Source organism: Streptomyces sp. NPDC046939 (assembly GCF_040644575.1).
Classification (GTDB): Bacteria; Actinomycetota; Actinomycetes; order Streptomycetales; family Streptomycetaceae; genus Streptomyces.
In genome coordinates, this window is record NZ_JBEYWV010000035.1 from 40838 (window position 1) to 63673 (window position 22836).

Consider the following 22836-nt stretch of genomic DNA (forward strand, 5'->3'; position numbering starts at 1 on the left):
TCCGCCCGCGCCTTCACCCTGCTGCGCCCTCCCCTCCCCTCGCGTAATCCGTCTTGTTGTGCCGTCACCGAAGGGCAGAACCCCACGCCATGCGCTCCACCACCCTGACCTCCACGTTCGCGCTGATCACCGTCGCCGCGCTGGGTCTCACCGCCTGCGGCTCCGGTGACGGTTCCGGCGGCTCGGAGACCGCCGCCGCGAAGAACGCCGAGATCCCCACGACGGACGTGGTCTCGGGCCTCGCGAGAGATCCCGCGGCGGCGAGACTCCTTCCCGCAGATGTCCGCAAGAGCGGCAGTCTCAAGATCGCCGTGACCGTCGGCGGCAACCCGCCGGGCTCCACGTACCTGCCCAACGGGAAGACGATCGTCGGCCAGGACATCGACTTCGGGAACGCCGTGGCGAAGGTGCTCGGCATCAAGTTCAAGCAGGAGGTCGCGAGCTTCGAGGCGATCCTGCCCGCCCTGGGCAGCGGCAAGTACGACCTCGGCACCGGCAACTTCGGCGTCACGGACGAGCGCCGCAAGACGATCGACTTCGTCACCTACATCAATGACGGCCAGGGCTTCGCCGTCCGCAAGGACAGCGACCTGAAGAAGGTCACCGACCTCAAGCAGCTGTGCGGCCTGAACGTGGCGACGGGCGCGGGCACCACCTTCGAGGCGACCCTGGAGGAGAACAAGAAGGTCTGCACGGACGCGGGCAAGAAGCCCTACGACGTGAAGACGTACTCCGAGCCGAGCGCGGTCTGGTCCTCGCTCCAGCAGGGCCGCGCCGACGTGGTGATGAGCACGATCAACGGCCTGCGGTACGCCGTGAAGCAGCAGGAGGGGCTGAAGTTCCTCAACGAGTTCCACCGCCTGGACGTGGGCTTCGCCTTCAAGAAGGGCACGCCCCTGGCCCCGGCGTTCCAGGCGGCGGTGAACAAGCTGATCGCGAACGGCACCTACGACAAGATCCTGAAGAAGTGGGGCACGACCCCGTCGGGGATCGAGACGTCCAGGATCTCCCCGCCGGAGATCAAGGACTGACGGCTCCCCCGGGGCCTGCCCCCAGAACCCTCAGAAACGCAGAACCCTCAGAGTCCGCAGTCGCAGCAGGAGCAGCACTCACAGCATTCGCAGGCCTCGCAGCACTCGCAGCAACCGCAGTCGCAGTTGCTGCACGCGCCTTCGCGCTTCTTCCGCGACCACGGCCCCTCGAACTCGTCCGCGCAGCACACCTTGCACGTGCAGCACAGGCCGATGGCGACGGCGCACCCCGCGAGGAGCCCGCGCTTGCCGGGCTTGTGGGGTTCGTGCCCGCCCCCGCCGCCGGGGCCGCCGAACCAGCCGGGGTCACCGGGCCCGCCCGGGCCGCCGGGGTGGACCGGCTGCCCCGGGTGGTGCCCCGGGTGTCCGGGCTGTCCGCCGCCGTAGGGGTTGTTGGAGGCGTACGGTCCTGAGCCGGTCGGCGCGTAGGGGCCGCCCGGCGCCCCGGTCGGGACCCAGCCGTCCGGGGTGCCGCCCTGCTGGGGCGTGGAGGCGGTGGCGGCGTGCGCGCCATGGCCGGTGGCGCAGGCGCCCGTGCCGAAGGCCCGGTCCACCGAACGCCTCAGCTCGTGCGCGAGCAGCAGGTGGGCCAGCTTCCCGTCGGCGAAGTCGACCTCGCGCAGCGTGCGCCGGATGCGGTGCACGGCGTCGTCGGCGATCGCGCGCGCCTCGGCGAGCCCGGTGCCGGTGGCGGTCAGCGGGTTCCAGGCACCGGCGGCGGCGTCGGCCGCGCGGTCCTCGACGGCGTCCAGGAGGTGCGCGAGCCGGCCGAACATACGGCCCACTGCGGCGAGCGGTTCGGCGTTGTGCGGGCGCCCGGCGAGATGGGCGGTGTGGGCGAACGCGGCGCCGGTCGCGGTCTCGGTCGGCTCGGTGACGACGGCGACGGCGGTCCCCGGTCCGGCGAGGGACTCGATCCCGGCCTGCCGTTCGACGGCGTCCACGAGCACGGCCGTGTCGAACCCGACGGCCGATCCGGTGCGGGCGCCGGCCCTGCCCCAGCTCGCGGCGACCTTCTTCGCGGCGGCGGCGACGGGCTTGCGGGCGAACAGGCCGTCCCGGTCCTCGACATGGTCGCGGACCTTCGCCGAGGCGAGGACGAGGGAGACGGCGGCGGCGAGGCGGGCGCCCTCGCCCCGGGCGACGGAGGCGGTGCGCATGCCGCGCAGGGGGCAGGGTCCGGCCTGGCGGCGCCCTTCGTCCACTGAAACGGTCTGAGCCTCCGTCAGTACGGAGACCAGCAGACCATCATAGTTGGTGACGATCCGGGCGAACTGCCCGTGGTCGCGGCGCAGCGCCAGGCAGAGCCCGCACAGGTGCGCCATCCACTGGTTCTTCAGGCCGTCGCCGAGCCTATGGCTGCAAGGCCGGACAATACCGAACAAGACGTCTCCCCCGTACGTCGGATGATGGCCCGTCAACAGGGCGAGGGTGCGGTGTCAACTCGCCCGGATCGGGTACGCCCGATCGTACCGAGTGATCACGACACTCGATCGTTCACCCGTACGCACCCAAGATCACCCGAACGCCGCGAAGGATCATATTTCATGCCCGGTCAGCGACCTTGAGCCGCACGACCCTTGGAAACCTTGGGACAACCCCGTGTTGACTGTGCACCAGTACCGTCACGAAAACCCCGCGCGGCGACTATCCACTTGGCGCCGCATCAGCATCATGGACGACCATAGGGATACGGAACGCAGAGGAACCGCTGTGAGAGGAGGCGTCCATGGGATCGGTGCGTAAGGCAAGTGCCTGGCTTGGCCTCGTCGACGACAACGATGACGAGCGTTACTACGACGACGACTACGACGAGGGGCCCGAGCCCGCCGCGAGCGCAGCCGCCTGGGTGACGGACCCGCGCGTGAAGGTCGCCGCGGAGGAGGCCCAGGAGGAGGGGCGCCGCATCGGCACCGTGACCCCGGACAGCTTCCGGGACGCGCGGCGGATCGGCGAGATGTTCCGGGAGGGCGTTCCGGTCATCATGAACCTGACGTCGATGGAGCCGGCCGACGCCAAGCGCGTGGTCGACTTCGCGGCGGGCCTCATCTTCGGTCTGCGCGGCTCGATCGACCGGGTGGCCACCCGGGTCTTCCTCCTCACCCCGGCCAACACCCAGATCGTCTCGGGCCGTGAGTCCCGTACCCAGCCGGATGGTTTCTTCAACCAGAGCTGACAGCCAGGGCTGACAGCACGGGCCGACAGCCCGAGCAGCAGAGCCGCCGGTCAGGCGACCGGCGATTCCGCGCGGGGTGCGTGCTCCTCGGCCGCCGGCGCCTCGCACTCCATGCGGCGCGGGAGCCGGAGCGCCGCGCCCGCCCCCAGAAGCAGCAGCACGGCACTGACCACCAGCGTCACATGCAGACCGTGCACGAACGAGCTCCGCGCCGCGTCCCGCAGGGCCGCTCCCGCCCCGCCGCCGAGCCGCGCGGCGATCTGGTACGCCTCCCCCAGCGAATGTCCGGCTGCCCCGCTCTCCCCCTCGGAGACCCCTTGGACGTGGGCGAGCCCGGGCGCGTACGCCGCGTTCATCACGGAGCCCAGCAGCGCGATGCCCATGCCCGCGCCGAGCTGGTAGGACGTCTCGCCGATGGCGGCGGCGCCGCCCGCGTCGTCGGCCGGGGCCTCGGTGAGCATCGACTCGTAGGCGCCGAACAGCGTGGACTGGAAGCCGAAGCCGAGCAGGACGAACCCGGCGCCGAGCAGCCACGGCCGGTCCTGCTCGCCCATCAGGCAGAGCAGCAGCACCGCGCAGGCGGTGAGGGCGAAGCCGCAGCTCACCATGGTGCGCGGGCCGAACCGCCGGAGTATCTGGGAGCCGAGGACGCCCGCGACCATCGCCGCGAAGGTCAGCGGCAGCATCCGCAGACCGGTCTCCAGCGGGGTCATCTCCAGGACGAGCTGGAGGTACTGGACCGCGATCAGTTCCAGCCCGACCAGGGCCAGCATCGCGATGACTATGCACCCGACGGACGTGGAGAACGCGGCGCGCGTGAACAGCCGCATGTCGATCAGCGGGTGCGCGCGCCTGCGCTGGCGGCGGACGAAGAGGACGAGGAGCGCGACGCCCGCGAGGAACGGCAGGACGGCGCCCGCGTCGAGGAGGTCGCGGTCGATGCCGAGTTCCTTGATGCCGTAGACGACACCGAGGACGCCGAGCGCGGCGAGCAGCGCGCCGAACAGGTCCCAGGGCCCGTCGGACCGGCCCTTGGACTCGGGGACGAGGATCCGGCACAGCGGCAGCATCACCGCCATCAGCGGGATGTTGATGAGGAAGACCGAGCCCCACCAGTAGTGCTCGACGAGGAAGCCGCCGAGGACGGGACCGGTGGCGGCGCCGATCGCGGCGACCGCCGTCCACACGCCTATGGCCACGGCCCGCTCGCGCCGGTCGGGGAAGACGTCCCGCACGATCGACAGCGTCGCGGGCATGATCATCGCCCCGCCTATGCCGAGCAGGGCGCGGGCCAGTATCAGGACCTGCGCGCTGTCGGCGAGGACGGCGAGCGCGGAGGCCGCGCCGAACAGGCCGTAGCCGAGCAGCAGGATGCGTCTGCGGCCGACACGGTCGCCGAGGGTGCCGAAGAGGATGAGGAGCGAGGCGCAGATCAGCGGATAGGCGTCGCCGATCCACAGCATTTCGACGGAGGTGGGCCGCAGGTCCTCGGTGACCGAGGGCAGGGCCACGTACAGGATGGTCGAGTCGAGGGCGACCAGGAGCAGGCTCGTGCACAGGACGACGAGGACGACCCAGCTATTGGCGCGGCCCCGATGAGCGGCGAGGCGACGGTGCAGCCGCCCGGCGGCCGTGCTCGTCCCGGACATGTGCGTACCTCCCAGTGAATCCTCGTGTCCGGCGGATCCGCGGGCCGGGGATGCCCGTGGTCTTCGGCTCGGGAGGAGCGGTTCTCCCGGCCCCGCGACGGAAGGCGAGTGAGCCGTCAGCGTACGCGAGTTCAGGCCACGTACACGTGGTGGACCTCTCATGGACCCCGTCATCCCTTGTGGCGTGCGCCACTGGGGCGGCGTGGGCGGCGCACGGGTCCGCGGATGCGGGCGTCGATAATCGGGGCCGTGAACGACGTCGATCAGCACGGCCCTCCCACTCCGCGTGCGGCGCTGCCCGCCCTCCTCGCCTGTGCCGGGGTGCGCGCGCTCGGCCTGCTCGCACTCGCCCTGTGGAGCGCGGCCGAGGGCAAGAGCCCGCACACCTTGCTGAGCGCGCGCTGGGACTCGCTCTGGTACACGCGGGTCGCCGGGGACGGTTACGGCTGGTCGGTGACGCTGCCGGACGGCAGTGTCCATTCCAATCTGGCATTCTTCCCGCTCCTGCCCTGGCTGGAACGTGCCGGGGCCGCCGTCAGCCCCCTGTCGTACGCCGACGCGGGCCTGGCGGTGAGCTGGCTCGCCTCGCTCGCGGCGGCCTGGGGGATCTTCGCGGTCGGCGCGCATCTGTACGGGCGCCGGGCCGGCGTCTGCCTCGCGGTCCTGTGGGCCGCGCTGCCGGTCGGCGTCGTCACGTCGATGGCGTACAGCGAGTCCCTGTTCACCGCGCTCGCGGCCTGGGCGCTCTACGCGGTCCTGCGGCGCCACTGGGCCGGCGCGGGCCTGCTCGCCTCGCTCGCGGGGCTGACCCGGCCGGTCGGCGCGGCGGTCGTGGCGGCGGTGTGGGTGGCGGCCGCGCTGTGCGCCGCCCGCGAGCGCCGCGCGTCCTGGCGCATGATCCTCGGCGTGCTGCTCGCCCCGGTGGGCGCGGCGGCGTACGTGGTGTGGGTGGGGCGGCGCACGGGCGGCGGTCTGTTCGGCTACCTCGACGTGCAGGAGCAGTGGGGCAACGGGTTCGACGGGGGCGCCGCCTTCGCCCGCTTCGTCGCCGACAAGTTCACGTCACCGCTGGGCGCGCTCGCCGGCATCGGCCTCATCGTCGGCGTGGGGCTCGTCATCTGGCTGTACGTGGCCGGGGCGCGGCGACGCCAGCCGGTGCCGCTGCTCGTGTACACGGGTCTGGTCGTGCTGCTTGCCCTGTGTGCTTCGGGGTACTTCGGATCGAAGCCGCGTCTGCTGCTGCCCGCGTTCCCCCTGCTCCTGCCGGTCGCGGCGGCACTGGCCCGGTGGCGTACCAGCAGGTCGGCGACGGTCCTCGGCGGGCTCGCGCTGGTCTCGGCGGTCTACGGGGCGTTCTGGCTGAACGGTTCGGGCCCGCCCTGACCGGCCGGGTCCCGCCGTGACCGGCCCCGGCCGACCATGATCGACTCCGACGGGCCCGATGAGCGGACGGTGAATTCCGTGCCAGCACGCGGCGAACGCATTCATAAGCGCGCGACAAGGAGCAACCGAAAACGATCGGTGAATTCGCGCACCCTTCCCGGGCCGGTTAGCGGATTACCCGGAAAAAGGGCGGCCCTGAGAGCTATCCCACATCACATCGTCATCACAAAGCCACTGTTTCGTCCAGGTCGGGAGCGCGCCCGCTGTAGCGTCGATTGGGTGCGTACCGAACGAAACCTGACCCGCCGCCTCGAGCGGGTCTTCGCGAGACTCGACCGTGAGCCCGAACGGCCGGGCAACCTGGTCATGCCCAGGATGAGCCGGCACCGCGTCGTCCTCCTCGGTCTGACCCTCGCCTTCTACCTCGCGATCGTGGTGGCCGTCCTCACCACCTCGTGGCTGGTCGCCTTCGACTGGCAGGTCATGTTCTTCCGGCCCTACCAGCAGTGGCCGGAGATCCACGCCTTCCTCGACTACTGGGTCGTCCTCGGCCAGCGCGGCCCGACCGCCGTCATGGTGATGGCGTGGCTGGGCTGGCGCGCGTGGCGGCAGCACACCCTGCGCCCGCTCCTCATGTTCGGCACCGCGCTGCTGCTGCTCAACGCCACGGTCGGCGCCGCCAAGTACGGCATGGGCCGCGCCGGACCGCACTACGCCACCGTCATCGGCTCGAACGAGATGTGGCAGAACGGCGATATATTTCCCTCCGGACACACCGCGAACGCGGTGGTGACCTGGGGAATCCTGGCCTATCTGGCCTCCACGCCGCGCGCCCGCCGCTGGCTCTCCGCGCTCTCCGCGGTGATCTCCCTGAGCGTCGGCCTGACCACCGTCTACCTCGGTACGCACTGGCTGAGCGACGTCCTCCTCGGCTGGGCCGCGGGCCTGCTCATCCTGCTCGCACTCCCCTGGTTCGAGCCGCTCGTCGCCCGCGCCGAGGCGCTGATCCTGTCGCTGCGCGACCGGTGGCGCGCGCGCCGCGCCGGAGCCGGGGCACCCGCGCCGCAGCCCGCCGCACCGCCCGCGACGGCCCCGCTGCCCGTCGCGGCGCCGGTCGTCGCGCCCGTCGAGGACGCGGCCCCCGCGCGCGAGCCCGTCTCCGCCGCACGCCCCGCCGCCCGTCCTTCGGCGCTGCTCGCGCCGGGCCCGCACACCCCGCGCGGCGAGCGCACGCCGCCCGCGGGCAGCAGACGCCCGGCGGCGGTGCGCGGCACCGCCCGGACGGCCACGACGGACCCGCAGCGGGCCTGACCCGCCCCCCAGACCGCGGGCACGGTACGCACAACCCGCCCGCATGAGCGAAGGGCCCGGAACCTCTCGGAGGTTCCGGGCCCTTCGTCGTGGTGGGTTCGCGGGCGGATCAGCCCTTCCAGCAGCGGGTCACTCTGCCGTCCGTGACCTCGAAGTTGAGGCGCCCCGCGCGGTACTCCATCGTGATGATCGCCCCCGGCGGCAACTGCCGCACGGTCGACCAGCCACGGCCGCGCGCCCGCCGCTCGGCGGGTTCGGCGTCGAGTCCGACGTAGGCGTCCGGGGTGTCCTGGGGCTCTGCGGGCGGGGTCGGAATGGGTGCCATACGGCCACCGTAAGCGGTGTGTCCAGGGGATGCCAGGCCCGGCCCCGGGCGGCGCCGTGGCTTCGTACGGTCACGCTTTCGTCACAAGATCACGACGGCCGCCATGGTCGAACTCCCTCACACGATCGGGCGGTTCCTTACTTCTCATACTGTTCTCATCAACGCCGCTCCCGCGCCCGCGCGCGGAATTCCGGAAGGCCGCGGGATTCCGCCGGAGCGCGCTCCTGCCCTTTACCGGCAGCTCCGCGCGCAATTCCCGGCGCATTCCGAATCCGGCTCCCGCGGGGCGAGTCGAGATCGTCCGGGAATTGCCTGTCGCCACCACAAAGAGGTGTGCGCACCCTGTCGCGGCGGGGGCGGCGCGCGCATCATGGCGTGAGTTCGGCAAGCAGGCCCGGGGCGCGTGAGAAGCGAGGGGGCAAGCGATGGGAACGACCGGTGTGCAGGCCGGTGCGGAGGCGGCGGCACGGCCGCGGGAGCGGCAGCCGGGCCGGGTGATCGTGGACTGGCTGACCACCACCGACCACAAGAAGATCGGCCATCTCTACCTCATCACCTCCTTCGCCTTCTTCCTCGTCGGCGGGCTGATGGCGCTGGTGATGCGGGCCGAACTGGCCCGGCCCGGGCTGCAGATCGTCTCCGCCGAGGAGTACAACCAGCTCTTCACGATGCACGGCACGATCATGCTGCTGCTCTTCGCGACACCGACGTTCGCCGGGTTCGCCAACGAGATCATGCCGCTCCAGATCGGCTCGCCCGACGTGGCGTTCCCGCGTCTGAACATGCTCTCGTACTGGCTGTTCCTCTTCGGCGGGCTCATCGTGCTCGCCTCGCTCGCGGTGCCGGGCGGGGCCGCGGACTTCGGCTGGTTCGCCTACGCGCCGCTCAACAGCCTGACCCGCTCACCGGGGGTCGGGGCCGACATGTGGATCATGGGGCTCGCGCTCGCCGGGTTCGGCACCATCCTCGGCTCGGTGAACTTCCTGACCACGATCATCGGGATGCGGGCGCCCGGCATGACGATGTTCCGGATGCCGATCTTCACGTGGAACACGCTGTTCACGTCGATCCTCGTCCTGATGGCGTTCCCGGTCCTCGCGGCCGCGCTGCTCTGCCTGGAGGCGGACCGGCGGTTCGGCTCGGTGGTCTTCGAGGCGCAGTACGGCGGCGCGCTCCTGTGGCAGCACCTGTTCTGGTTCTTCGGCCATCCCGAGGTCTACATCATCGCGCTGCCGTTCTTCGGGATCGTCAGCGAGATCCTGCCGGTCTTCAGCCGCAAGCCGATCTGGGGCTACACGATGCTGGTCGGCGCGACGATGGCGATCACCGGTCTGTCGGTCGTCGTATGGGCGCACCACATGTTCGTGACCGGCGGGGTGCTGCTGCCGTTCTTCTCGTTCATGACGTTCCTCATCGCGGTGCCGACGGGCGTGAAGTTCTTCAACTGGTGCGGCACGATGCTGAAGGGCTCGCTGTCCTTCGAGACGCCGATGCTGTGGTCGTGCGGGTTCCTCGTCACGTTCCTGTTCGGCGGCCTGACCGGGGTCATCCTGGCGTCGCCGCCGCTGGACTTCCACGTGTCGGACACGTACTTCGTCGTGGCGCACTTCCACTACGTGGTGTTCGGGACGGTCGCCTTCGCCACGTTCGCCGGGTTCTACTTCTGGTGGCCGAAGCTGACCGGGAAGATGCTCGACGAACGGCTCGGGAAGATCCACTTCTGGACGCTGTTCGTCGGCTTCCACACCACGTTCCTGGTGCAGCACTGGCTGGGCGCGGAGGGCATGCCGCGCCGGTACGCGGACTATCTCGCCGCCGACGGGTTCACGGCCCTGAACACGCTGTCGTCCGTCGGCGCGTTCCTCGTCGGCCTGTCCACCCTGCCGTTCCTCTACAACATCTGGAAGACGGCCAAGTACGGGGTGAAGGTGGAGGTCGACGACCCGTGGGGGTACGGCCGCTCCCTGGAGTGGGCGACGTCGTGCCCGCCGCCCCGGCACAACTTCACGACACTGCCGAAGATCCGCTCGGAGTCCCCGGCGTTCGACCTGCACCACCCCGAGTACGCCGCCTTCGCCGCGCACTCCGGCTCCGACGCGGGCCCGGACACCCACAACCCGGACACCGGGGCCCACGTCGGCGACTGAGGGGGCCAGGGCCTGGTTTCAGACCCCGGCGTGCACCTCGATCGCGAGATCGTTGTCACCCGTGTAGTACGGCTCGGCGGTCAGCTCCCGGCCGCCGGCCGGCACCGTCACCGCGGGGTAGGCGAAGATCGGCTTCTTGTCGGCGATGTCGTCCAGGAGCCGGGCGAGGCGCACCTCGGGCCCGTCCTCACCGGCGGGCCGCAGCCACAGGTCCCAGTGGCCCTCGGACAGCTCGTCGTAGCCGATGCGCAGCGCGAACTCGGTGCCGTCGACGGTCAGCTCGCCCCTGAGCACCGGCCCGGACGTCGCGCGGGAACGTATCTCCGCGTGCGCCTTGGCGGTGAACTCCGTGCCGTAGACGCGCCCCTTGACGGTCAGCTCCCCGTCCGTGACGGCCAGGTCGCCGGCCTCGGCGTGCGGGGTGCGCAGCCAGCTCCGGACGGTGAGGTTGCCGTGCTTGGTCGCGTACGGGATGCGCACGGCCACGTAGCCGCGCGAGCCGCTGGGCGCGCGATCGACGAGCGAGCGCAGGTCGTTCAGGCCGGGCACGAGCCGCGCCGGGTCCTCGCCGGAGACCTGGACGTAGGCGTCCCAGCGGCCCTCGGGCAGGCCGACGCTGATCGGCAGGGAGGCGCGCAGCCGCCCGTCGCCCATCGGGGTGAGCGGCAGGCGCACCTCCTCCCCCGCGGCCCGGTCGACCAGGACGAGGCTGGCCGGGGCGGGCGAGCCGTGGTCGGAGACGTCAAAGGTGAGGCCGCCGGCGGAGTCGGCGGTGCAGTCGGCGCGGGGTGGCATGCGGACGGTCCTGTCGTCGGACGGGGGGATCGGTGCGGGCGAGGCCAGCGGTGTCGTCATGCGGTACGCCCCTTCTCCGGCGACTTGAGGGCGTCCCGCACGGCGAACGCGCCGTTCATCAGGGAGCCGCGGGCCCGGTGCAGCAGGCCCACGGAGCCGCCGCGGCCGGTGAGCGAACCGAAGAGGTCCTCGTAGCGCTCGGCTATCCGGGCGGGGTCGAAGCGGGCGGAGGCCGTCAGGGCGCGCGCCGCCATCTGCTTGCGCAGATCGTCGTCGTTGATGAGTTCGAGCAGGCCGGCGGCGATCGCGTCGACGTTGCCGACCTCGACGAGGCGGCCGTCGACACCGTTGTCGATGATCTCGCCCGGTCCGTGCGGGCAGTCGGTGGAGACGACGGGCAGACCGCACCGCATGGCCTCGACGATCGTCATGCCGAACGACTCGAACGTGGAGGTCACCGCGGCGACGGAACCTTTCGCCCACTCGGGCTCGATGGGGTTCGCGGTGCCCATGAGGAAGACGTGGTTGTAGAGGCCGCGCTGGTCGATGAGGCGGCGCAGCTTGTCCTTCTGCTTGCCGTGCCCGTAGATCCGCAGCCGCCAGTCGGGGCGCTCGGCGCGCACCTTGTCGAACGCCTTGATCAGCAGGTCGTACCGCTTGACCGGGGCGAGCCGGCCGGCGGCCACGACCCACTTGGCGCTGCTGTCGGCGGGCGCGACACGGGGTGCGGGCACCGGGTTGGGCATGGCCTCGATGCGGACGCCGGGCAGGCGCATACCGCTGCGGTAGGCGCGGGCGTCGGCCTCGGTGGTCGTGGTGAGCGCGTCGAGGCGCGGGTAGACGCTGCGCAGCTCGCGGCGGAGCCCCGCGGAGTGCGTGTCGAGCGTGAGGTGCTCCTGGCCGACGCGGAGCGGGCCGCGCCGGGTCTGCCGCGCGAGGTGCACGTTGAGCCCGGGCCGGGTGCCGACCACGACGTCCGCCTCGACGCTCGCCAGGTGCTCGGCGATGCGCCGGTCGGTGAGCGCGCTGTACTGCGCGAGGCGCCCCTCGTGCTTGGGGAAGACGGAGGCGGGCTTCTTGTACTCGGGGTCGTCGCCCTCGTACGTCGGCGAGTCCTTGCGCAGGTCGACGAGGTGGCGCAGGCGCACGCGCGGGTCGGGCGCGAAGGTGGGCCGCTCACGGTGGCGGAAGACGGAGACCACTTCCACGTCGTGGTGCTCGGCCAGCGTGTTGGCCAGGTTGTACGTGGTGCGGATCGTCCCTCCGATCCCGTACGCGTTGTGAATGAGGAAAGAAATCTGCATGCGTCCCCGTATCCCACCATTTCTCGCGGACAGTCCGGACGGTCTGATCCGTCCGGGGTGACCCCGCCTACCGAGGGGTTAGACAGGGGGCACGTGGCGGGGGTTGTCCATCATCATCATCTTGTTCTTCAACAGTTGCCTCATTGGTACACATGTCGGGGAACCGTTTGGCCATTTCGTCCATCAGGGCTACGTCAGGGCTGGTAGGCGAGTTGGGGTACGTCGAAACACGTACGGTTCATGTCCCCGTTCCGGGTGACCCAGCCCCGTTCGTCCGTCCACTGGGCGACCGAGAGGCACGTCCTGCGGGTCCTCGGCGGCTCGGGCAGCGCGCGGTAGGTCACCGGCAGCAGCAGCCCGTCCGCCGTGTACGGCGCCGGGCGGTTCATGAAGCGGTCCAGGCACGCGCGCGTGACGTCGCCCCCGCCCCGGGCGCAGGAGCGCGCCGCGTCCGTGAACCACAGGGCGGCGGCCCAGCCCTCCAGCTGCCACTGCGCGTGCGTCCTCAGCCCCTTGGTCGCCTCGCGGAAGGCGCGTACGGCCGGGTGCCCGGTGTCCTCGAAGTTGCGGCTCGCGCCGGTCGCCCACAGGGAGTGGCGGCAGTGCGGGGCGTCCTTGTAGTCGTCGGCGACGGTCGACGTCCAGCTCTGCACGGTCATGACCTTCGCGGTGACGCGGGCGCCGACCTCGTCCATGGCCCGGCACAGCCGCGCGTTGCCGTGGGCGTCGATGGCGTCGAGGACGAGGTCGGCGCCCTGGTCCTTCAGGTCGGCGGCGGCCGCGCGGAAGTTCGGCAGCGCGAAGTCGACCTGCTCGGTGATCACCTTGTAGCCCTCGGCCTTGAGCCCCCGGACCACCAGGCGGGCGTAGGCGGCGGAGGCGGCCTGGTTGTAGGAGACGACGGCGGCGGTGCGGGCGCCCTGCTCCCGCTTGAAGTAGCGGTAGACCTCGGTGCCGCCGTACAGCTTGCCGCCCCAGCCGGGGGTGCCGTCGCGGGGCGCGAGGCTGCCGTAGATCCCGTACAGGTGCGGGTAGGTGTCGTAGGCGGCGCCGATCGGCTGGCCGCCGATGTCGGGCACGCGCGCGCGGGAGACCTTTGCCGCGCCCGCGTAGTCGAGGGATGTGGTGGCCACCAGGGCGACGACCTTCTTCTCGTCGATCAGCTCGTGCACGCACGCGTTGTTGCCGACGCCGCTGCCGCCGTCGTCGCACAGGTGCACCTCGACGCGGCGCCCCTGGATGCCGCCCTTGTCGTTCAGCGTCCGGAAGTACGCCTGCGCGCCGTCGCGGGTGTCGGTGAAGGTGGCGCCGCCGACCGGGCTCGTGGCGCTGGTGAGGATGCCGACGTGGATCGGGGCGGACGTCCGCGCCGGCGTGCCCTGCCGGGCCCTGTCCTCGAACGCGCTCTCCGGGAGCCGCGAGCCGCAGCCGGACAGCGCGCACAACAGGGTGAGGACGAGCACCGCCGCGAGGACCTCAGCAGCCCGGGGGCGCCGACGCATTGCCGCTCAGCCGCACCAGCGCGCACAGCGTCCGGACCGACACCTTCCACGTGCCGTCCTGCTCGACGGACGTGCCCTTCGCACCGGGCAGGACGGTGGCGCCCTTCAGGGCGAGGGAGTACGTCACCTCGGCGTTCCCCGGCGACGTGAACCGGACGGCGGTGACGTTCGCCTGGACCTGGCCGCCGCGCTTGTCCCCGTTGAAGCTCCGCAGGACCGGCCGCATCCGGGTGCCGTCCTCAAGAACCTGCTCCTTCTCCTTCTGCGGCACGGCCGGGTCGAAGAACTTCTGCCAGTTCTCCTTGATCTTTTTACGGGCCGCGGCGGCGTCGGCGGGCGCCGAGCGGGTGGGCACCTTCGAGGACGGCTTGTGCGAGCCGGGCTCCTGGCTGGACGGGGTCGGCGGGGAGCTCTCGTCGCCGCCGCTGTCGTCGCTGCACGCCGTCAGCGCCGGGCCGAGCGCCAGGGCCGCGGCCAGGACGAGCGCCGCGCCCCGTGTGCGGCCCCGCCGGACCCTGATCCTGCTCCCGAGAACCATCTGGCTCACCACCGGGTGTCGGTCCGGGCCTCGACTCCGCCCGGAGCTTTCGAGGTTGGCCTGCAGAAGGCATAGTGCAAGCGATCGGCCGACAAGACCAGACACGCGCAGGCACACTCCGTCATGACGTGGGGGTCACCGATGCGGACTGCCCGGCTCCGAACCGTGCGCCCCGCCCTGTGGGCCGGGCTCGCCACCCTCGCCGCGGGCGCCGTCCTGTGCGTGGCCGGCTGGTACGGCGTCTCCGGCGAGCGGTTCGCCGAGCGGCAACTGCCCTACCTCGCCTCCTGCACGGTGCCGGGCGCGGCGCTGATCGTCGCGGGCGCTGTCCTGCTCACGTACGCCAGGAGCGTGCTCGCCACATCGCGGGTCGAGGAGCTGTACGAGCTTCTGGTCGCCGGGGAACCGTCCGCGCCGCCGCCCGCGACCGGGCCGGTCGCCACCTCCGACGCGCTCCTCATGATCCCCGGCGGCACCCTGTGGCACCGCGCGGACTGCCCGCTCGTCGCGGGCAGGCCCGAGGCCGTGCCCGCCGACGCCGGGGCGCGGGCGGACGGCGGACTCCGGCCGTGCCCCGTCTGCGAGCCGCCCGCGGAGGGCTGAGGCGTGGCCTCGCTCACGTACGACCTCACGCTCGCGGGTCTTTCGGTGGGCGCGGCGGCGGCGCTCACCGGGACCGGACTGATCGTCACCTATCGCGCGACGGGTGTCCTGAACTTCGCGCACGGCGCGCTCGCGATGGTCTGCGCGTACCTGCTGCGGCAGTGCGTGGTGGTGTGGTCCTGGCCGCTGTGGGCGAGTGCGGCGCTGGTGCTCCTGGTCGTGGCGCCGGGGCTCGGACTGGCCCTGGAGCGCGGGGTGTTCCGCCCGCTGACCGAGGACGGCGCGGACCCGGCCCGTACGCTGGTCGCCTCCATCGGCGTCTTCGTGCTCCTGGTCGGGGCGGCGGCGCTGCTGTGGGGCACGGGCGCGCGGGAGGACGCGCCGACGCTGATCGGGGCCGATCCGTGGGGGCAGCTCGCGGTGGCCTGCGCGGTCGCCGTGGCCGTGTGGGCGGTGACGCGGTGGACGCGGTTCGGCGGTGAGCTCCGGGCGGTCGTCGACAACCGGCCGCTGGCCGTGCTCGGCGGCATCGACGCGGACCGGATCGCGGCGGCGGGCTGGGCGTTCGGCGCGTTCACGGCGGGCCTGACCGGGGTGCTGCTCGCGCCGTACGTACGGCTCGACCCGTACGGGCTGCCCTTGCTGGTGATGGAGGTCGTGGCGGTCGCGGTGGCGGCGCGCATGCGGATGCTGTCGGTGGCGGTCCTCGTGGCCCTTGCCATCGGGGTCGCGCAGAGCCAGTTGACACGGGTGCACCCCGGCGGGTGGGCCGAGCCGCTGCTCCAGGCGGTCGGCGCGAACCTGTTCGTGGTCGCGCTGCTCGTCGCCGCGCTCGCCCTGCCCGGGATCGGCGGACGCGGGGCGCTGCCGCGCGCGGTGACGCGCCGGGGGCTGCCCGCGCCGCCGGGGGCGTGGCCGGTGGCGGCGGTGCTGTTCCTGCTGCCGCTGGGGTTCGCGGGCGCGGACCTCCAGACGTCGGTCCAGGTCCCGGCGCTCGCGATGATCCTGCTGTCGCTGGTGGTGGTGACGGGGCGGGCAGGGCAGTTGGCGCTGGGGCAGGGCGCGTTCGCCGGGCTGGGCGCGCTGTTCGCGACGCTGCTGACGCTGGGCCGCTTCCCGCTGCTCCCCGAGGTGCCGGGCCTGGCCGCCCTGCTCCTGTCCACGCTCCTGGTGGCCCCTCTCGGCCTGCTCACGGCGGTCCCGGCGATCGGGCGGCACGGACTGGCCCTGGCGCTCGCGACGTTCGCGGTCGGGGTCGGGGTGAGCCGCTTCGTGTTCGCGCAGCCGTACGCGTCGGGCCTGGCGCCGGGCCGGCCTGCGGGCTTCGACGACGACCGCGCGTACTACGTCCTGGAGCTGGTCCTGCTGGCCGGGGCCCTGCTCCTGGTCTCGGCACTGCGCCGGGGCCGAATGGGCCGCGCCCTCGCCGCGATGCGGGACCACGAGGCGGGCGCCTCGGCGGCCGGGGTCCGGGTGCCCGCGCTCAAGGTGACGGCGTTCGTGACAGGCGCCGGGCTCGCGGCGCTCGGCGGCGGCCTGCTCGCACTCGGCCTCCACTCCTTCGACCCGGGCGCGTACGACCCGGTACGCGGCCTGCTCTGGTTCGCGACCCTCGTCGTCCTGGGCGCGGACACGCCCCTCGCGGCGCTGGCGGGCGCGGCACTCCTGGTGGGCCTGGACGCGGGCGCGCGCGGCGGGGTCGCGGCGGCGGCGATCGGCGTCCTGGCCGTTCTGGTGGGCCACCTCCCGGAGGACCCGTACGAGGCGGTGCGCGGCGCTTTCGTACGGGGCCGGGGCCGGTTGACGGCGCGGGGGGTTGAGGCGAGGGAGCGGTTGCGGCGGGGGGCGGGGGCGGCGGACGGGGCGCGGGGTGTCCGGGTGGAGCGCCGGGGCCCCTTGGGCGGTGACCCGCATCAGCGCCGACGCGTCTCTATAGGAGGGCCGGAGCGGCGGCGAGTGGGCTCGGCCGGGCGGGGTTCGCGGCAGCTTCCGGGCGCGGCCGAGGACGACTCGGCTTCATCGCACCCGTGCCGCGCGGAGAACAGCCCGGAGCAGCGGACGAACCGCCCTCGTCAAGGCGGGCGCCCGGACGCCGCCGGACCACGGGCCACGCCCCGGCCGACCTGGCCCGCGCGGCGGAAGCGGCCTCCCTCCGCGCCCCCGCCGAGCCGCGTCACGTCCTCCCGGGCGGAGCCCTTGCTCGCCGCCTCCCGCCTCACCGTCTCCTTCGCCGGGCGGACCGTGCTGCGGGATGTGGACGTCAGCGTGCCGACGGGGCGGGTCGTGGCCGTTGTTGGGGTCAATGGGGCCGGGAAGAGCACGCTGTTCCACTGTCTTGCCGGGTCGTTGCGGCCGGGGGCGGGGCGGGTGCGGCTGGGGCGGCGGGATGTCACGGCGTTGCCCGCGCACGCGCGGACCCGGCTGGGGGTGGCCCGGACCTTTCAGGAGCTGGCGGTGTTCCCGTCGTTGACCGTGGCCGAGAACGTTCGGGTCGGCGCCGAGCAGGGCCGCGTACGCGATCCGGACGCCACCGGGCGGCTGCTCGCGCTGTTCGGGCTGCGCGGTGAGCAGCGCACGTTCGATCTGCCGACCGGGGCCCTGCGCCGTGTCGAGCTGGCCCGCGCCCTGGCCGGGCGGCCGCACACCCTTCTCCTCGACGAACCCGCCGCCGGGCTCGACGACGAGGAGGTGCGGGCCATGGCGCGGCTGCTGCGGGCGCTCGCCGCCGACGGTGTCGGGATCCTCGTCGTGGAGCACGATCTGGATCTCGTCGCGGACCTGGCCGACGTCGTGCACGTGATGAGCGCGGGGCGCGTCGTCGCGTCCGGGCCGCCGTCCAGCGTCCTTGAGCATGTCGGCGGGGCGCGTCCGTGAGGCGCGGCATCGAACTGCGCGCCGCCCGCGTGCACTACGGCCCGCTGGAGGCCCTGCACGGCGTCGATCTGGCCGCTCCCGCCGGGACGGTCACCGTTCTGCTGGGCCGCAACGGGTCCGGGCGCACCACCGTCCTGCGCGCCCTCGCGGGCACCGCGCCGCTCAGCGCGGGCGCCGTCGTGTGGGACGGTGCCGACGTCACCCGGCACGCGCCGCACGCCCGCGCCGCCGCGGGCCTGTGCTTCGTCCCCGACCGGCAGGCCGTGTTCGCGGCGTTGCGCGTCGCCGAGCACGTACGGCTCGCCGCCCCGGACGGCGATCCCGGGCCCGCGCTCGCCGCCTACCCGGAGCTGCGCCCCCTCCTCGAACGCCGCGCGGGCACCTTGTCCGGCGGGGAGCAGCGCATGGTCGCCGTCTCCCGCGCCCTGCTGTCCCGCGCGCGTGTCGTCCTGCTCGACGAGCCCACCCAGGGCATGGCGCCCCGGGTCGCGGCCCGTACGTACGCCCTGCTGCGCGAGCTGGACGCCGCCGTGGTCCTCGCCGAACAGCGGCTGCCGCCCGGGCTGCGTGCGGGCGACGGCACCGTGCTCGTCCATGTGGTGCGGCGCGGTGCCGTCGTGTTCAGCGGGGAGGCGGGTGAGGCGCCCGAGGCGGGCGGCGCGGTCGCTAGCGGGGGATGATCGACGTCGTGCCGGCCTCCGCGCGCGGAGGCCGACGTTTCTTCTTGTGCGGCTTCCGCTCCTCGCTCTGCACCACGCGCCCGGCGAGCCGGTACTGCTTCGAACAGGCGGGCCAGGCGCCCCATCCCTGGTCGTCGAGGACCTTCTCGGCGACCGCGATCTGTTCGGCGCGGGAGGCGAGGTCGGCGCGCGGCGCGTACTTGAGGCCGCCGTACGCCTCCCAGGTGGACTGCGTGAACTGGAGCCCGCCGTAGAAGGAGTTCCCCGTGTTCGCGTCCCAGCGCCCGCCGCTCTCGCACTCGGCGAGGCAGCTCCACAGGCGCTGGTCGCGCGCGCAGTCGCGGGGTCTGGTGACGATGTTCCCCACACCGGGAGCGGGTCCCGGCGCGGCCGACGCGGCGACGGGGGTGCAGATCAGGGCGAGCAACCCGCCCAGGACAACCGCCGCCCGGCCGTACGTCCCCGGCTGCGGGGACGTCAGGGGCTTGGAGGCCTTCACCGGGTTCAGGGGCTGCAAGGGCTTCAAGCGCTTCAGGTACATCGCGCCACGCTAAGCACCGGTGCGCGGGGGCCCCTCGCGCCACGCCGCGCAGCCCGCGACCCCACCCGGTCGGCTTATCGGACAAACCGACCGGACGGGGCCGCGCGGCCCGCAGGGCTAGCCGAGGAACAGCCGCTGCCCCGGCATGATCAGGTTCGGGTCCGGCCCGATGACCGCCCGGTTGACGGCGTGCAGCCGCTGCCAGCTCGTGCCGTGCGCCGCCGCGATCAGGCTCAGCGTGTCACCGCCGCGCACGACGTACCCGCCGCCGCGCGCGCCGCCCCGGTCGGCGCCCGACCAGCTCCGCCACTCCGGGGCGGACCCGGGCCGCGACTGCTGCGGCTGGCTCGGCCGCACGGGCTTCGCCGCCCTGGGCGCGGCCGGGGCCGCGGGCGCCGCGCCGTACGCGCCGGCCCGGGCCGAGCAGGCGGGCCAGGCGCCCCAGCCCTGCGCGCGCTGGACCCGTGCGGCCACCGCGATCTGCTGCGCCCTCGTTGCCCGGTCGGCCGTCGGCGCGTAGGCCCCTCCGCCGTACGCGCGCCAGGTCCCGGCGGAGAACTGGAGTCCGCCGTAGTAGCCGTTGCCGGTGCTCGTGTGCCAGTTGCCGCCGCTCTCGCAGCGGGCGATGCGGTCCCAGACGCCGCCGTCCGCGTGCGCGGACCCGGCGGTCGCGAGGAGGCCGAGGGGGGCGAGCAGGGCCGCCCCGGCGAGTACCACTGTCGTTCGAGCCGTACGAATCGGCACGGACATGAGATTCCCTCTCGTGGACCTCGTGGACTGCGGTGTGCAGACGGCGGTGGAATCTAGGCAGCGCACGGGGCCGCATCAACTGACGACCCGTCACGCCAGGTCGATGCGCGGTTACCTGAAGTAGCGGCGAGTTCCGGCCACCCACTTCATTCACTGATTTCATGATTTGTCGACCTGTCACCACGGCGATCTGTGACCCACCTCACCCACTCAACTTGCTTGCCGTCCCCACAAGTTGGCGTGGAGTGACAGATTCCGGGCGCCTCTTCACGGTCTGCTGCGGATGGGTGGATTCCGTTCGCTTCCGGGCGTGACTCCGGCCACAGATCGCCCGTTGTCCCTTTATCAGCACGCAACCGCTTCACCCACGCATCCGATACAGAGGAGCCCCCCGTGCCGCGCTTGCTCGACGTGAGTGACGATGTACGCGCCGAGATCGGCGACGAAGAAGCAGACCGGCTGCTCGCCGGGGAGAACACCCCCGGCGGGTACGACTGCACGTCCTGCCGCACCCCCGGCGACACCGAGCAGGAGCGCACCAGCACGGTCCTGTTCGTCGGGGACGAGACCGCCGTCCTCGCCTTCGCGCACGCCGGCTGCCTCCCCTCGCAGGTCGTGCGGGTCGCGGAGGACCAGTTGCAGGGCGCCGTGCAGGCTGTCGCCGCCACCGAGGCGGCGGGCGCCTCCGTGCCCGCCCAGGCCGGCGCGCCGCAGGCCGTGCTCGGGGTGACCAGCGGCCTGGTCCTGATCGAGGGCGATCTGCACCCGGCCCTCGTCATCGAGCCGACCGGCCCCATCGCCCGCCCCGGGGCCACGACCCCGGGCGAGGGCGGCGACGACTTCCTGCCGCTCCTGATCGAGCAGGGCTTCATGCCGGTCTCCGAGCTGACGGAGGCGCCGCACACGCTGCCCGGCTGGTCGGTGCTGCTCGCCATGGGCCAACTGCACGCCGTGCTCCAGCCCGGCACCGGCGGCGCCCCGTCCCAGGTCGCCTGGTGGCAGGCGCACCAGCCGCTCGTGGTCACCGAGGGCTGGCGGACGGCGGCGAACAAGACGCACACGGTGCTCGTCTTCGCCGCGCCGGTCGGTTCGATCGGCCGTCAGCCCCGCGAGGACCTGCTGCGCGACGCGCTCGACAAGGCGGCGGCGAACGGCCGTCTGGTGGCCGCCGCCATGCCGCTCGCGGGCACCTGATCCACCGCGCTCCGCCCGCCCGGGCCCCCACGAATCCGCCGGTCACACTGCTGACGCCCTGCGAAAGCCGAGGCCAAGGGCGCATCCGTCGGGGGCCCGGGTCGTTGGCACGTACGTGCACCCATACGACCCCACCTCATCCCACACCGGACGCCGCCAGCAGTACCCGAACTACATCCCGGCGATGCGTCCCCCGCAGGACTACCAGACGGGCCGCTCGGCCACGCCGATCTACGACGCGCTGTGCGCGGAGTACCGGCGGTCCTTCAGGACCTTGCCCGGCGACCGCAGCGGGGAGGAGCAGCTGGGCTTCGCGCCCTTCGGGACGGGGACGTACGTGGCCCGGCACCACACCCCGTACTACGCGACGGGCCAGCACTACCCCCAGCAGAACGGGCGGCAGCCCGGCCACGGAGGTCACCTCCCGGCCGCGCTGCCGCCCGCACCGCGTAGGCCCTAGCTCCAGGCGTGGGCCATAGAAGTATCGCTACTTCTTGCGCCCGCGCTTCTCCCGCACCCGCACCGAGATGTGGATCGGGGTCCCCTCGAAGCCGAACTCCTCGCGCAGCCGGCGCTCCACGAAGCGCCGGTAGCCGTGCTCGATGAATCCGGAGGAGAAGAGGACGAACCGCGGCGGCTTGGTACCGGCCTGTGTCCCGAAGAGGATGCGGGGCTGCTTGCCGCCGCGGATCGGGTGCGGGTGGGCGGCGACCAGTTCACCGAGGAAGGCGTTGAGGCGGCCGGTCGGCACACGCGTCTCCCAGCCGGCGAGCGCGGTCTCGATGGCCGGGACCAGCTTCTCCATGTGACGGCCGGTGCGCGCCGAGACGTTCACCCGGGGCGCCCACGCGATCTGGCCCAGCTCGGTCTCGATCTCGCGCTCCAGGTAGTAGCGGCGCTCCTCGTCGAGGGTGTCCCACTTGTTGAACGCGACGACGATGGCGCGGCCCGCCTCGACCGCCATCGTCACGATCCGCTGGTCCTGCACCGAGATCGTCTCGGAGGCGTCGATCAGGATCACCGCGACCTCCGCCTTCTCGACGGCGGCGGCGGTGCGCAGCGAGGCGTAGTAGTCGGCGCCCTGCTGGAGGTGGACGCGCTTGCGGATGCCCGCCGTGTCGACGAACTTCCAGGTGACACCGCCCAGCTCGATCAGCTCGTCGACCGGGTCGCGGGTGGTGCCCGCCAGCTCGTTGACGACGACGCGCTCCTCGTTCGCCACCTTGTTGAGCAGCGAGGACTTGCCGACGTTCGGGCGGCCGATCAGCGCGATGCGGCGCGGGCCGCCGACCGCCGTGCCGAAGGTCTGCGCGGGCGCCTCGGGCAGCGCCTCCAGGACGGCGTCGAGCATGTCGCCCGTACCGCGGCCGTGCAGCGAGGAGACGGGGTGGGGCTCGCCGATGCCGAGGGACCACAGGGCGGTGGCGTCGGCCTCGCCGCTCGGGCCGTCGACCTTGTTGGCGCAGAGCACCACGGGCTTGCCCGCCTTGCGGAGCAGCCGGACGACGGCCTCGTCGGTGTCGGTGACGCCGACCGTGGAGTCGACGACGAAGACGACCGCGTCGGCCGTCTCGATCGCGTACTCGGCCTGGGCGGCCACCGACGCGTCGATGCCGAGGACGTCCTGCTCCCAGCCGCCGGTGTCGACGACCTTGAAGCGGCGGCCCGCCCACTCGGCCTCGTAGGTGACGCGGTCGCGGGTGACGCCCGGCTTGTCCTCGACGACCGCCTCGCGGCGACCGATGATGCGGTTCACGAGAGTCGACTTGCCGACATTGGGGCGGCCGACGACGGCGAGGACGGGCAGCGGGCCGTGGCCCGCCTCCTCAATGGCGCCCTCGACGTCCTCGACGTCGAAGCCCTCCTCGGCGGCGAGCTCCATGAACTCCGCGTACTCCGCGTCGCCGAGCGCCCCGTGGTCGTGTTCGGAGCCGCCCTCGGGCTGGATCTGGTCGTTCATGAAGTCCGTACCTCGTCGTTCATCGTGGTGATCGGTGAGCCGCCGTGTTCGTGTACGGCGGTCCACTACTGAA

19 protein-coding genes and 1 pseudogene are annotated in these 22836 nt (G+C 72.6%); 10 read left to right on the top strand and 10 right to left on the bottom strand.

From position 1 onward, the window contains the following. Positions 1 to 89: 89 nt before the first annotated feature. Positions 90 to 1031, top strand: a complete 942-nt coding sequence (locus ABZ877_RS31215) for an ABC transporter substrate-binding protein (RefSeq protein WP_361077963.1) — start codon at positions 90 to 92, stop codon at positions 1029 to 1031. Positions 1032 to 1078: 47 nt separating this feature from the next. On the opposite strand, the gene ABZ877_RS31220 is transcribed toward ABZ877_RS31215, so the two are convergent. Continuing rightward, entirely contained in the window at positions 1079 to 2416 is a 1338-nt protein-coding gene (locus ABZ877_RS31220; RefSeq protein WP_361077966.1) for a DUF5685 family protein, read from the bottom strand. A 344-nt stretch (positions 2417 to 2760) separates the two neighbouring features. Here ABZ877_RS31220 and ABZ877_RS31225 point away from each other — a divergent pair, with 344 nt between their 5' ends. Continuing rightward, positions 2761 to 3207, top strand: coding sequence for a cell division protein SepF (locus ABZ877_RS31225; protein WP_361077969.1), 447 nt, complete (start codon positions 2761 to 2763; stop codon positions 3205 to 3207). A gap of 50 nt (positions 3208 to 3257) precedes the next feature. Here ABZ877_RS31225 and ABZ877_RS31230 read toward each other — a convergent pair whose 3' ends face one another. Beyond that, positions 3258 to 4856 carry an MFS transporter gene (locus ABZ877_RS31230; protein WP_361077972.1) on the bottom strand — a complete coding sequence of 533 codons (1599 nt, stop codon included), beginning with the start codon at positions 4854 to 4856 and terminating at the stop codon, positions 3258 to 3260. 249 nt (positions 4857 to 5105) lie between these two features. Here ABZ877_RS31230 and ABZ877_RS31235 point away from each other — a divergent pair, with 249 nt between their 5' ends. Then, positions 5106 to 6239, top strand: a complete 1134-nt coding sequence (locus ABZ877_RS31235) for a hypothetical protein (RefSeq protein WP_361077975.1) — start codon at positions 5106 to 5108, stop codon at positions 6237 to 6239. A gap of 279 nt (positions 6240 to 6518) precedes the next feature. After that, positions 6519 to 7550 carry a phosphatase PAP2 family protein gene (locus ABZ877_RS31240; RefSeq protein ID WP_361077978.1) on the top strand — a complete coding sequence of 344 codons (1032 nt, stop codon included), beginning with the start codon at positions 6519 to 6521 and terminating at the stop codon, positions 7548 to 7550. 109 nt (positions 7551 to 7659) lie between these two features. Here ABZ877_RS31240 and ABZ877_RS31245 read toward each other — a convergent pair whose 3' ends face one another. Further along, positions 7660 to 7875, bottom strand: coding sequence for an I78 family peptidase inhibitor (locus ABZ877_RS31245; protein ID WP_361077981.1), 216 nt, complete (start codon positions 7873 to 7875; stop codon positions 7660 to 7662). Between the two features lie 425 nt (positions 7876 to 8300). Between ABZ877_RS31245 and ctaD the strand changes: the two genes are divergently transcribed. Beyond that, positions 8301 to 10022, top strand: coding sequence for a cytochrome c oxidase subunit I (gene ctaD / locus ABZ877_RS31250; protein WP_361077984.1), 1722 nt, complete (start codon positions 8301 to 8303; stop codon positions 10020 to 10022). Between the two features lie 18 nt (positions 10023 to 10040). On the opposite strand, the gene ABZ877_RS31255 is transcribed toward ctaD, so the two are convergent. The 4 genes from ABZ877_RS31255 to ABZ877_RS31270 form a co-directional block, all read right to left on the bottom strand. Beyond that, positions 10041 to 10817: a hypothetical protein gene (locus ABZ877_RS31255; protein WP_361078101.1), complete on the bottom strand. Its 777-nt coding sequence runs from the start codon at positions 10815 to 10817 to the stop codon at positions 10041 to 10043. Positions 10818 to 10873: 56 nt separating this feature from the next. Beyond that, a complete protein-coding gene (locus tag ABZ877_RS31260) occupies positions 10874 to 12121 on the bottom strand; it encodes a glycosyltransferase family 4 protein (RefSeq protein WP_361077987.1) in 1248 nt (415 codons plus the stop codon). A gap of 194 nt (positions 12122 to 12315) precedes the next feature. After that, entirely contained in the window at positions 12316 to 13623 is a 1308-nt protein-coding gene (locus ABZ877_RS31265; RefSeq protein WP_361077990.1) for an ABC transporter substrate-binding protein, read from the bottom strand. Further along, positions 13598 to 14161: a hypothetical protein gene (locus ABZ877_RS31270; RefSeq protein ID WP_361077993.1), complete on the bottom strand. Its 564-nt coding sequence runs from the start codon at positions 14159 to 14161 to the stop codon at positions 13598 to 13600. The genes ABZ877_RS31265 and ABZ877_RS31270 overlap by 26 nt, the downstream gene beginning before the upstream one ends. Before the next feature lie 141 nt (positions 14162 to 14302). Between ABZ877_RS31270 and ABZ877_RS31275 the strand changes: the two genes are divergently transcribed. Genes ABZ877_RS31275 through ABZ877_RS31285 form a run of 3 tightly spaced genes read left to right on the top strand, consistent with a single transcriptional unit; the run spans position 14303 to position 18318 of the window. Continuing rightward, positions 14303 to 14764 carry a hypothetical protein gene (locus tag ABZ877_RS31275; protein WP_361077996.1) on the top strand — a complete coding sequence of 154 codons (462 nt, stop codon included), beginning with the start codon at positions 14303 to 14305 and terminating at the stop codon, positions 14762 to 14764. A gap of 3 nt (positions 14765 to 14767) precedes the next feature. Then, a complete protein-coding gene (locus ABZ877_RS31280; protein ID WP_361077999.1) occupies positions 14768 to 17638 on the top strand; it encodes an ATP-binding cassette domain-containing protein in 2871 nt (956 codons plus the stop codon). Then, positions 17635 to 18318 carry an ATP-binding cassette domain-containing protein gene (locus ABZ877_RS31285; RefSeq protein ID WP_361078002.1) on the top strand — a complete coding sequence of 228 codons (684 nt, stop codon included), beginning with the start codon at positions 17635 to 17637 and terminating at the stop codon, positions 18316 to 18318. Before ABZ877_RS31280 ends, ABZ877_RS31285 begins: the two co-directional genes overlap by 4 nt. Here the strand turns inward: ABZ877_RS31285 and ABZ877_RS31290 are convergent. Together ABZ877_RS31290 and ABZ877_RS31295 are read right to left on the bottom strand one after the other, a co-directional pair. Next, on the bottom strand, positions 18305 to 18859 hold the full coding sequence (locus tag ABZ877_RS31290) for a transglycosylase family protein (RefSeq protein WP_361078005.1): 555 nt from the start codon (positions 18857 to 18859) through the stop codon (positions 18305 to 18307). The two genes, ABZ877_RS31285 and ABZ877_RS31290, sit on opposite strands and share 14 nt — an antisense overlap. 117 nt (positions 18860 to 18976) lie before the next feature. Continuing rightward, positions 18977 to 19609: a transglycosylase family protein gene (locus ABZ877_RS31295; RefSeq protein WP_361078008.1), complete on the bottom strand. Its 633-nt coding sequence runs from the start codon at positions 19607 to 19609 to the stop codon at positions 18977 to 18979. Between the two features lie 393 nt (positions 19610 to 20002). Between ABZ877_RS31295 and ABZ877_RS31300 the strand changes: the two genes are divergently transcribed. After that, positions 20003 to 20803 (top strand): hypothetical protein, encoded by an 801-nt coding sequence (locus ABZ877_RS31300; protein ID WP_361078011.1) that lies wholly within the window; start codon positions 20003 to 20005, stop codon positions 20801 to 20803. Between the two features lie 115 nt (positions 20804 to 20918). Next, positions 20919 to 21128 (top strand): annotated as a pseudogene (locus ABZ877_RS31305) (hypothetical protein); the annotation flags it as partial. Positions 21129 to 21290: 162 nt separating this feature from the next. On the opposite strand, the gene der reads toward ABZ877_RS31305, so the two are convergent. Next, a complete protein-coding gene (der, locus tag ABZ877_RS31310) occupies positions 21291 to 22763 on the bottom strand; it encodes a ribosome biogenesis GTPase Der (protein WP_361078014.1) in 1473 nt (490 codons plus the stop codon). Positions 22764 to 22836 lie beyond the last annotated feature (73 nt).

Excerpts from the sequence above, each read along its gene's own strand:
- ABZ877_RS31215 (WP_361077963.1), top strand. The coding sequence starts at position 90 with ATGCGCTCCACCACCCTGACCTCCACGTTCGCGCTGATCACCGTCGCC.
- ABZ877_RS31225 (WP_361077969.1), top strand. The coding sequence starts at position 2,761 with ATGGGATCGGTGCGTAAGGCAAGTGCCTGGCTTGGCCTCGTCGACGAC.
- ABZ877_RS31230 (WP_361077972.1), bottom strand. The coding sequence starts at position 4,856 with ATGTCCGGGACGAGCACGGCCGCCGGGCGGCTGCACCGTCGCCTCGCC.
- ABZ877_RS31245 (WP_361077981.1), bottom strand. The coding sequence starts at position 7,875 with ATGGCACCCATTCCGACCCCGCCCGCAGAGCCCCAGGACACCCCGGAC.
- ctaD (WP_361077984.1), top strand. The coding sequence starts at position 8,301 with ATGGGAACGACCGGTGTGCAGGCCGGTGCGGAGGCGGCGGCACGGCCG.
- ABZ877_RS31255 (WP_361078101.1), bottom strand. The coding sequence starts at position 10,817 with ATGCCACCCCGCGCCGACTGCACCGCCGACTCCGCCGGCGGCCTCACC.
- ABZ877_RS31260 (WP_361077987.1), bottom strand. The coding sequence starts at position 12,121 with ATGCAGATTTCTTTCCTCATTCACAACGCGTACGGGATCGGAGGGACG.
- ABZ877_RS31265 (WP_361077990.1), bottom strand. The coding sequence starts at position 13,623 with ATGCGTCGGCGCCCCCGGGCTGCTGAGGTCCTCGCGGCGGTGCTCGTC.
- ABZ877_RS31270 (WP_361077993.1), bottom strand. The coding sequence starts at position 14,161 with ATGGTTCTCGGGAGCAGGATCAGGGTCCGGCGGGGCCGCACACGGGGC.
- ABZ877_RS31275 (WP_361077996.1), top strand. The coding sequence starts at position 14,303 with ATGCGGACTGCCCGGCTCCGAACCGTGCGCCCCGCCCTGTGGGCCGGG.
- ABZ877_RS31290 (WP_361078005.1), bottom strand. The coding sequence starts at position 18,859 with ATGTACCTGAAGCGCTTGAAGCCCTTGCAGCCCCTGAACCCGGTGAAG.
- ABZ877_RS31295 (WP_361078008.1), bottom strand. The coding sequence starts at position 19,609 with ATGTCCGTGCCGATTCGTACGGCTCGAACGACAGTGGTACTCGCCGGG.
- der (WP_361078014.1), bottom strand. The coding sequence starts at position 22,763 with ATGAACGACCAGATCCAGCCCGAGGGCGGCTCCGAACACGACCACGGG.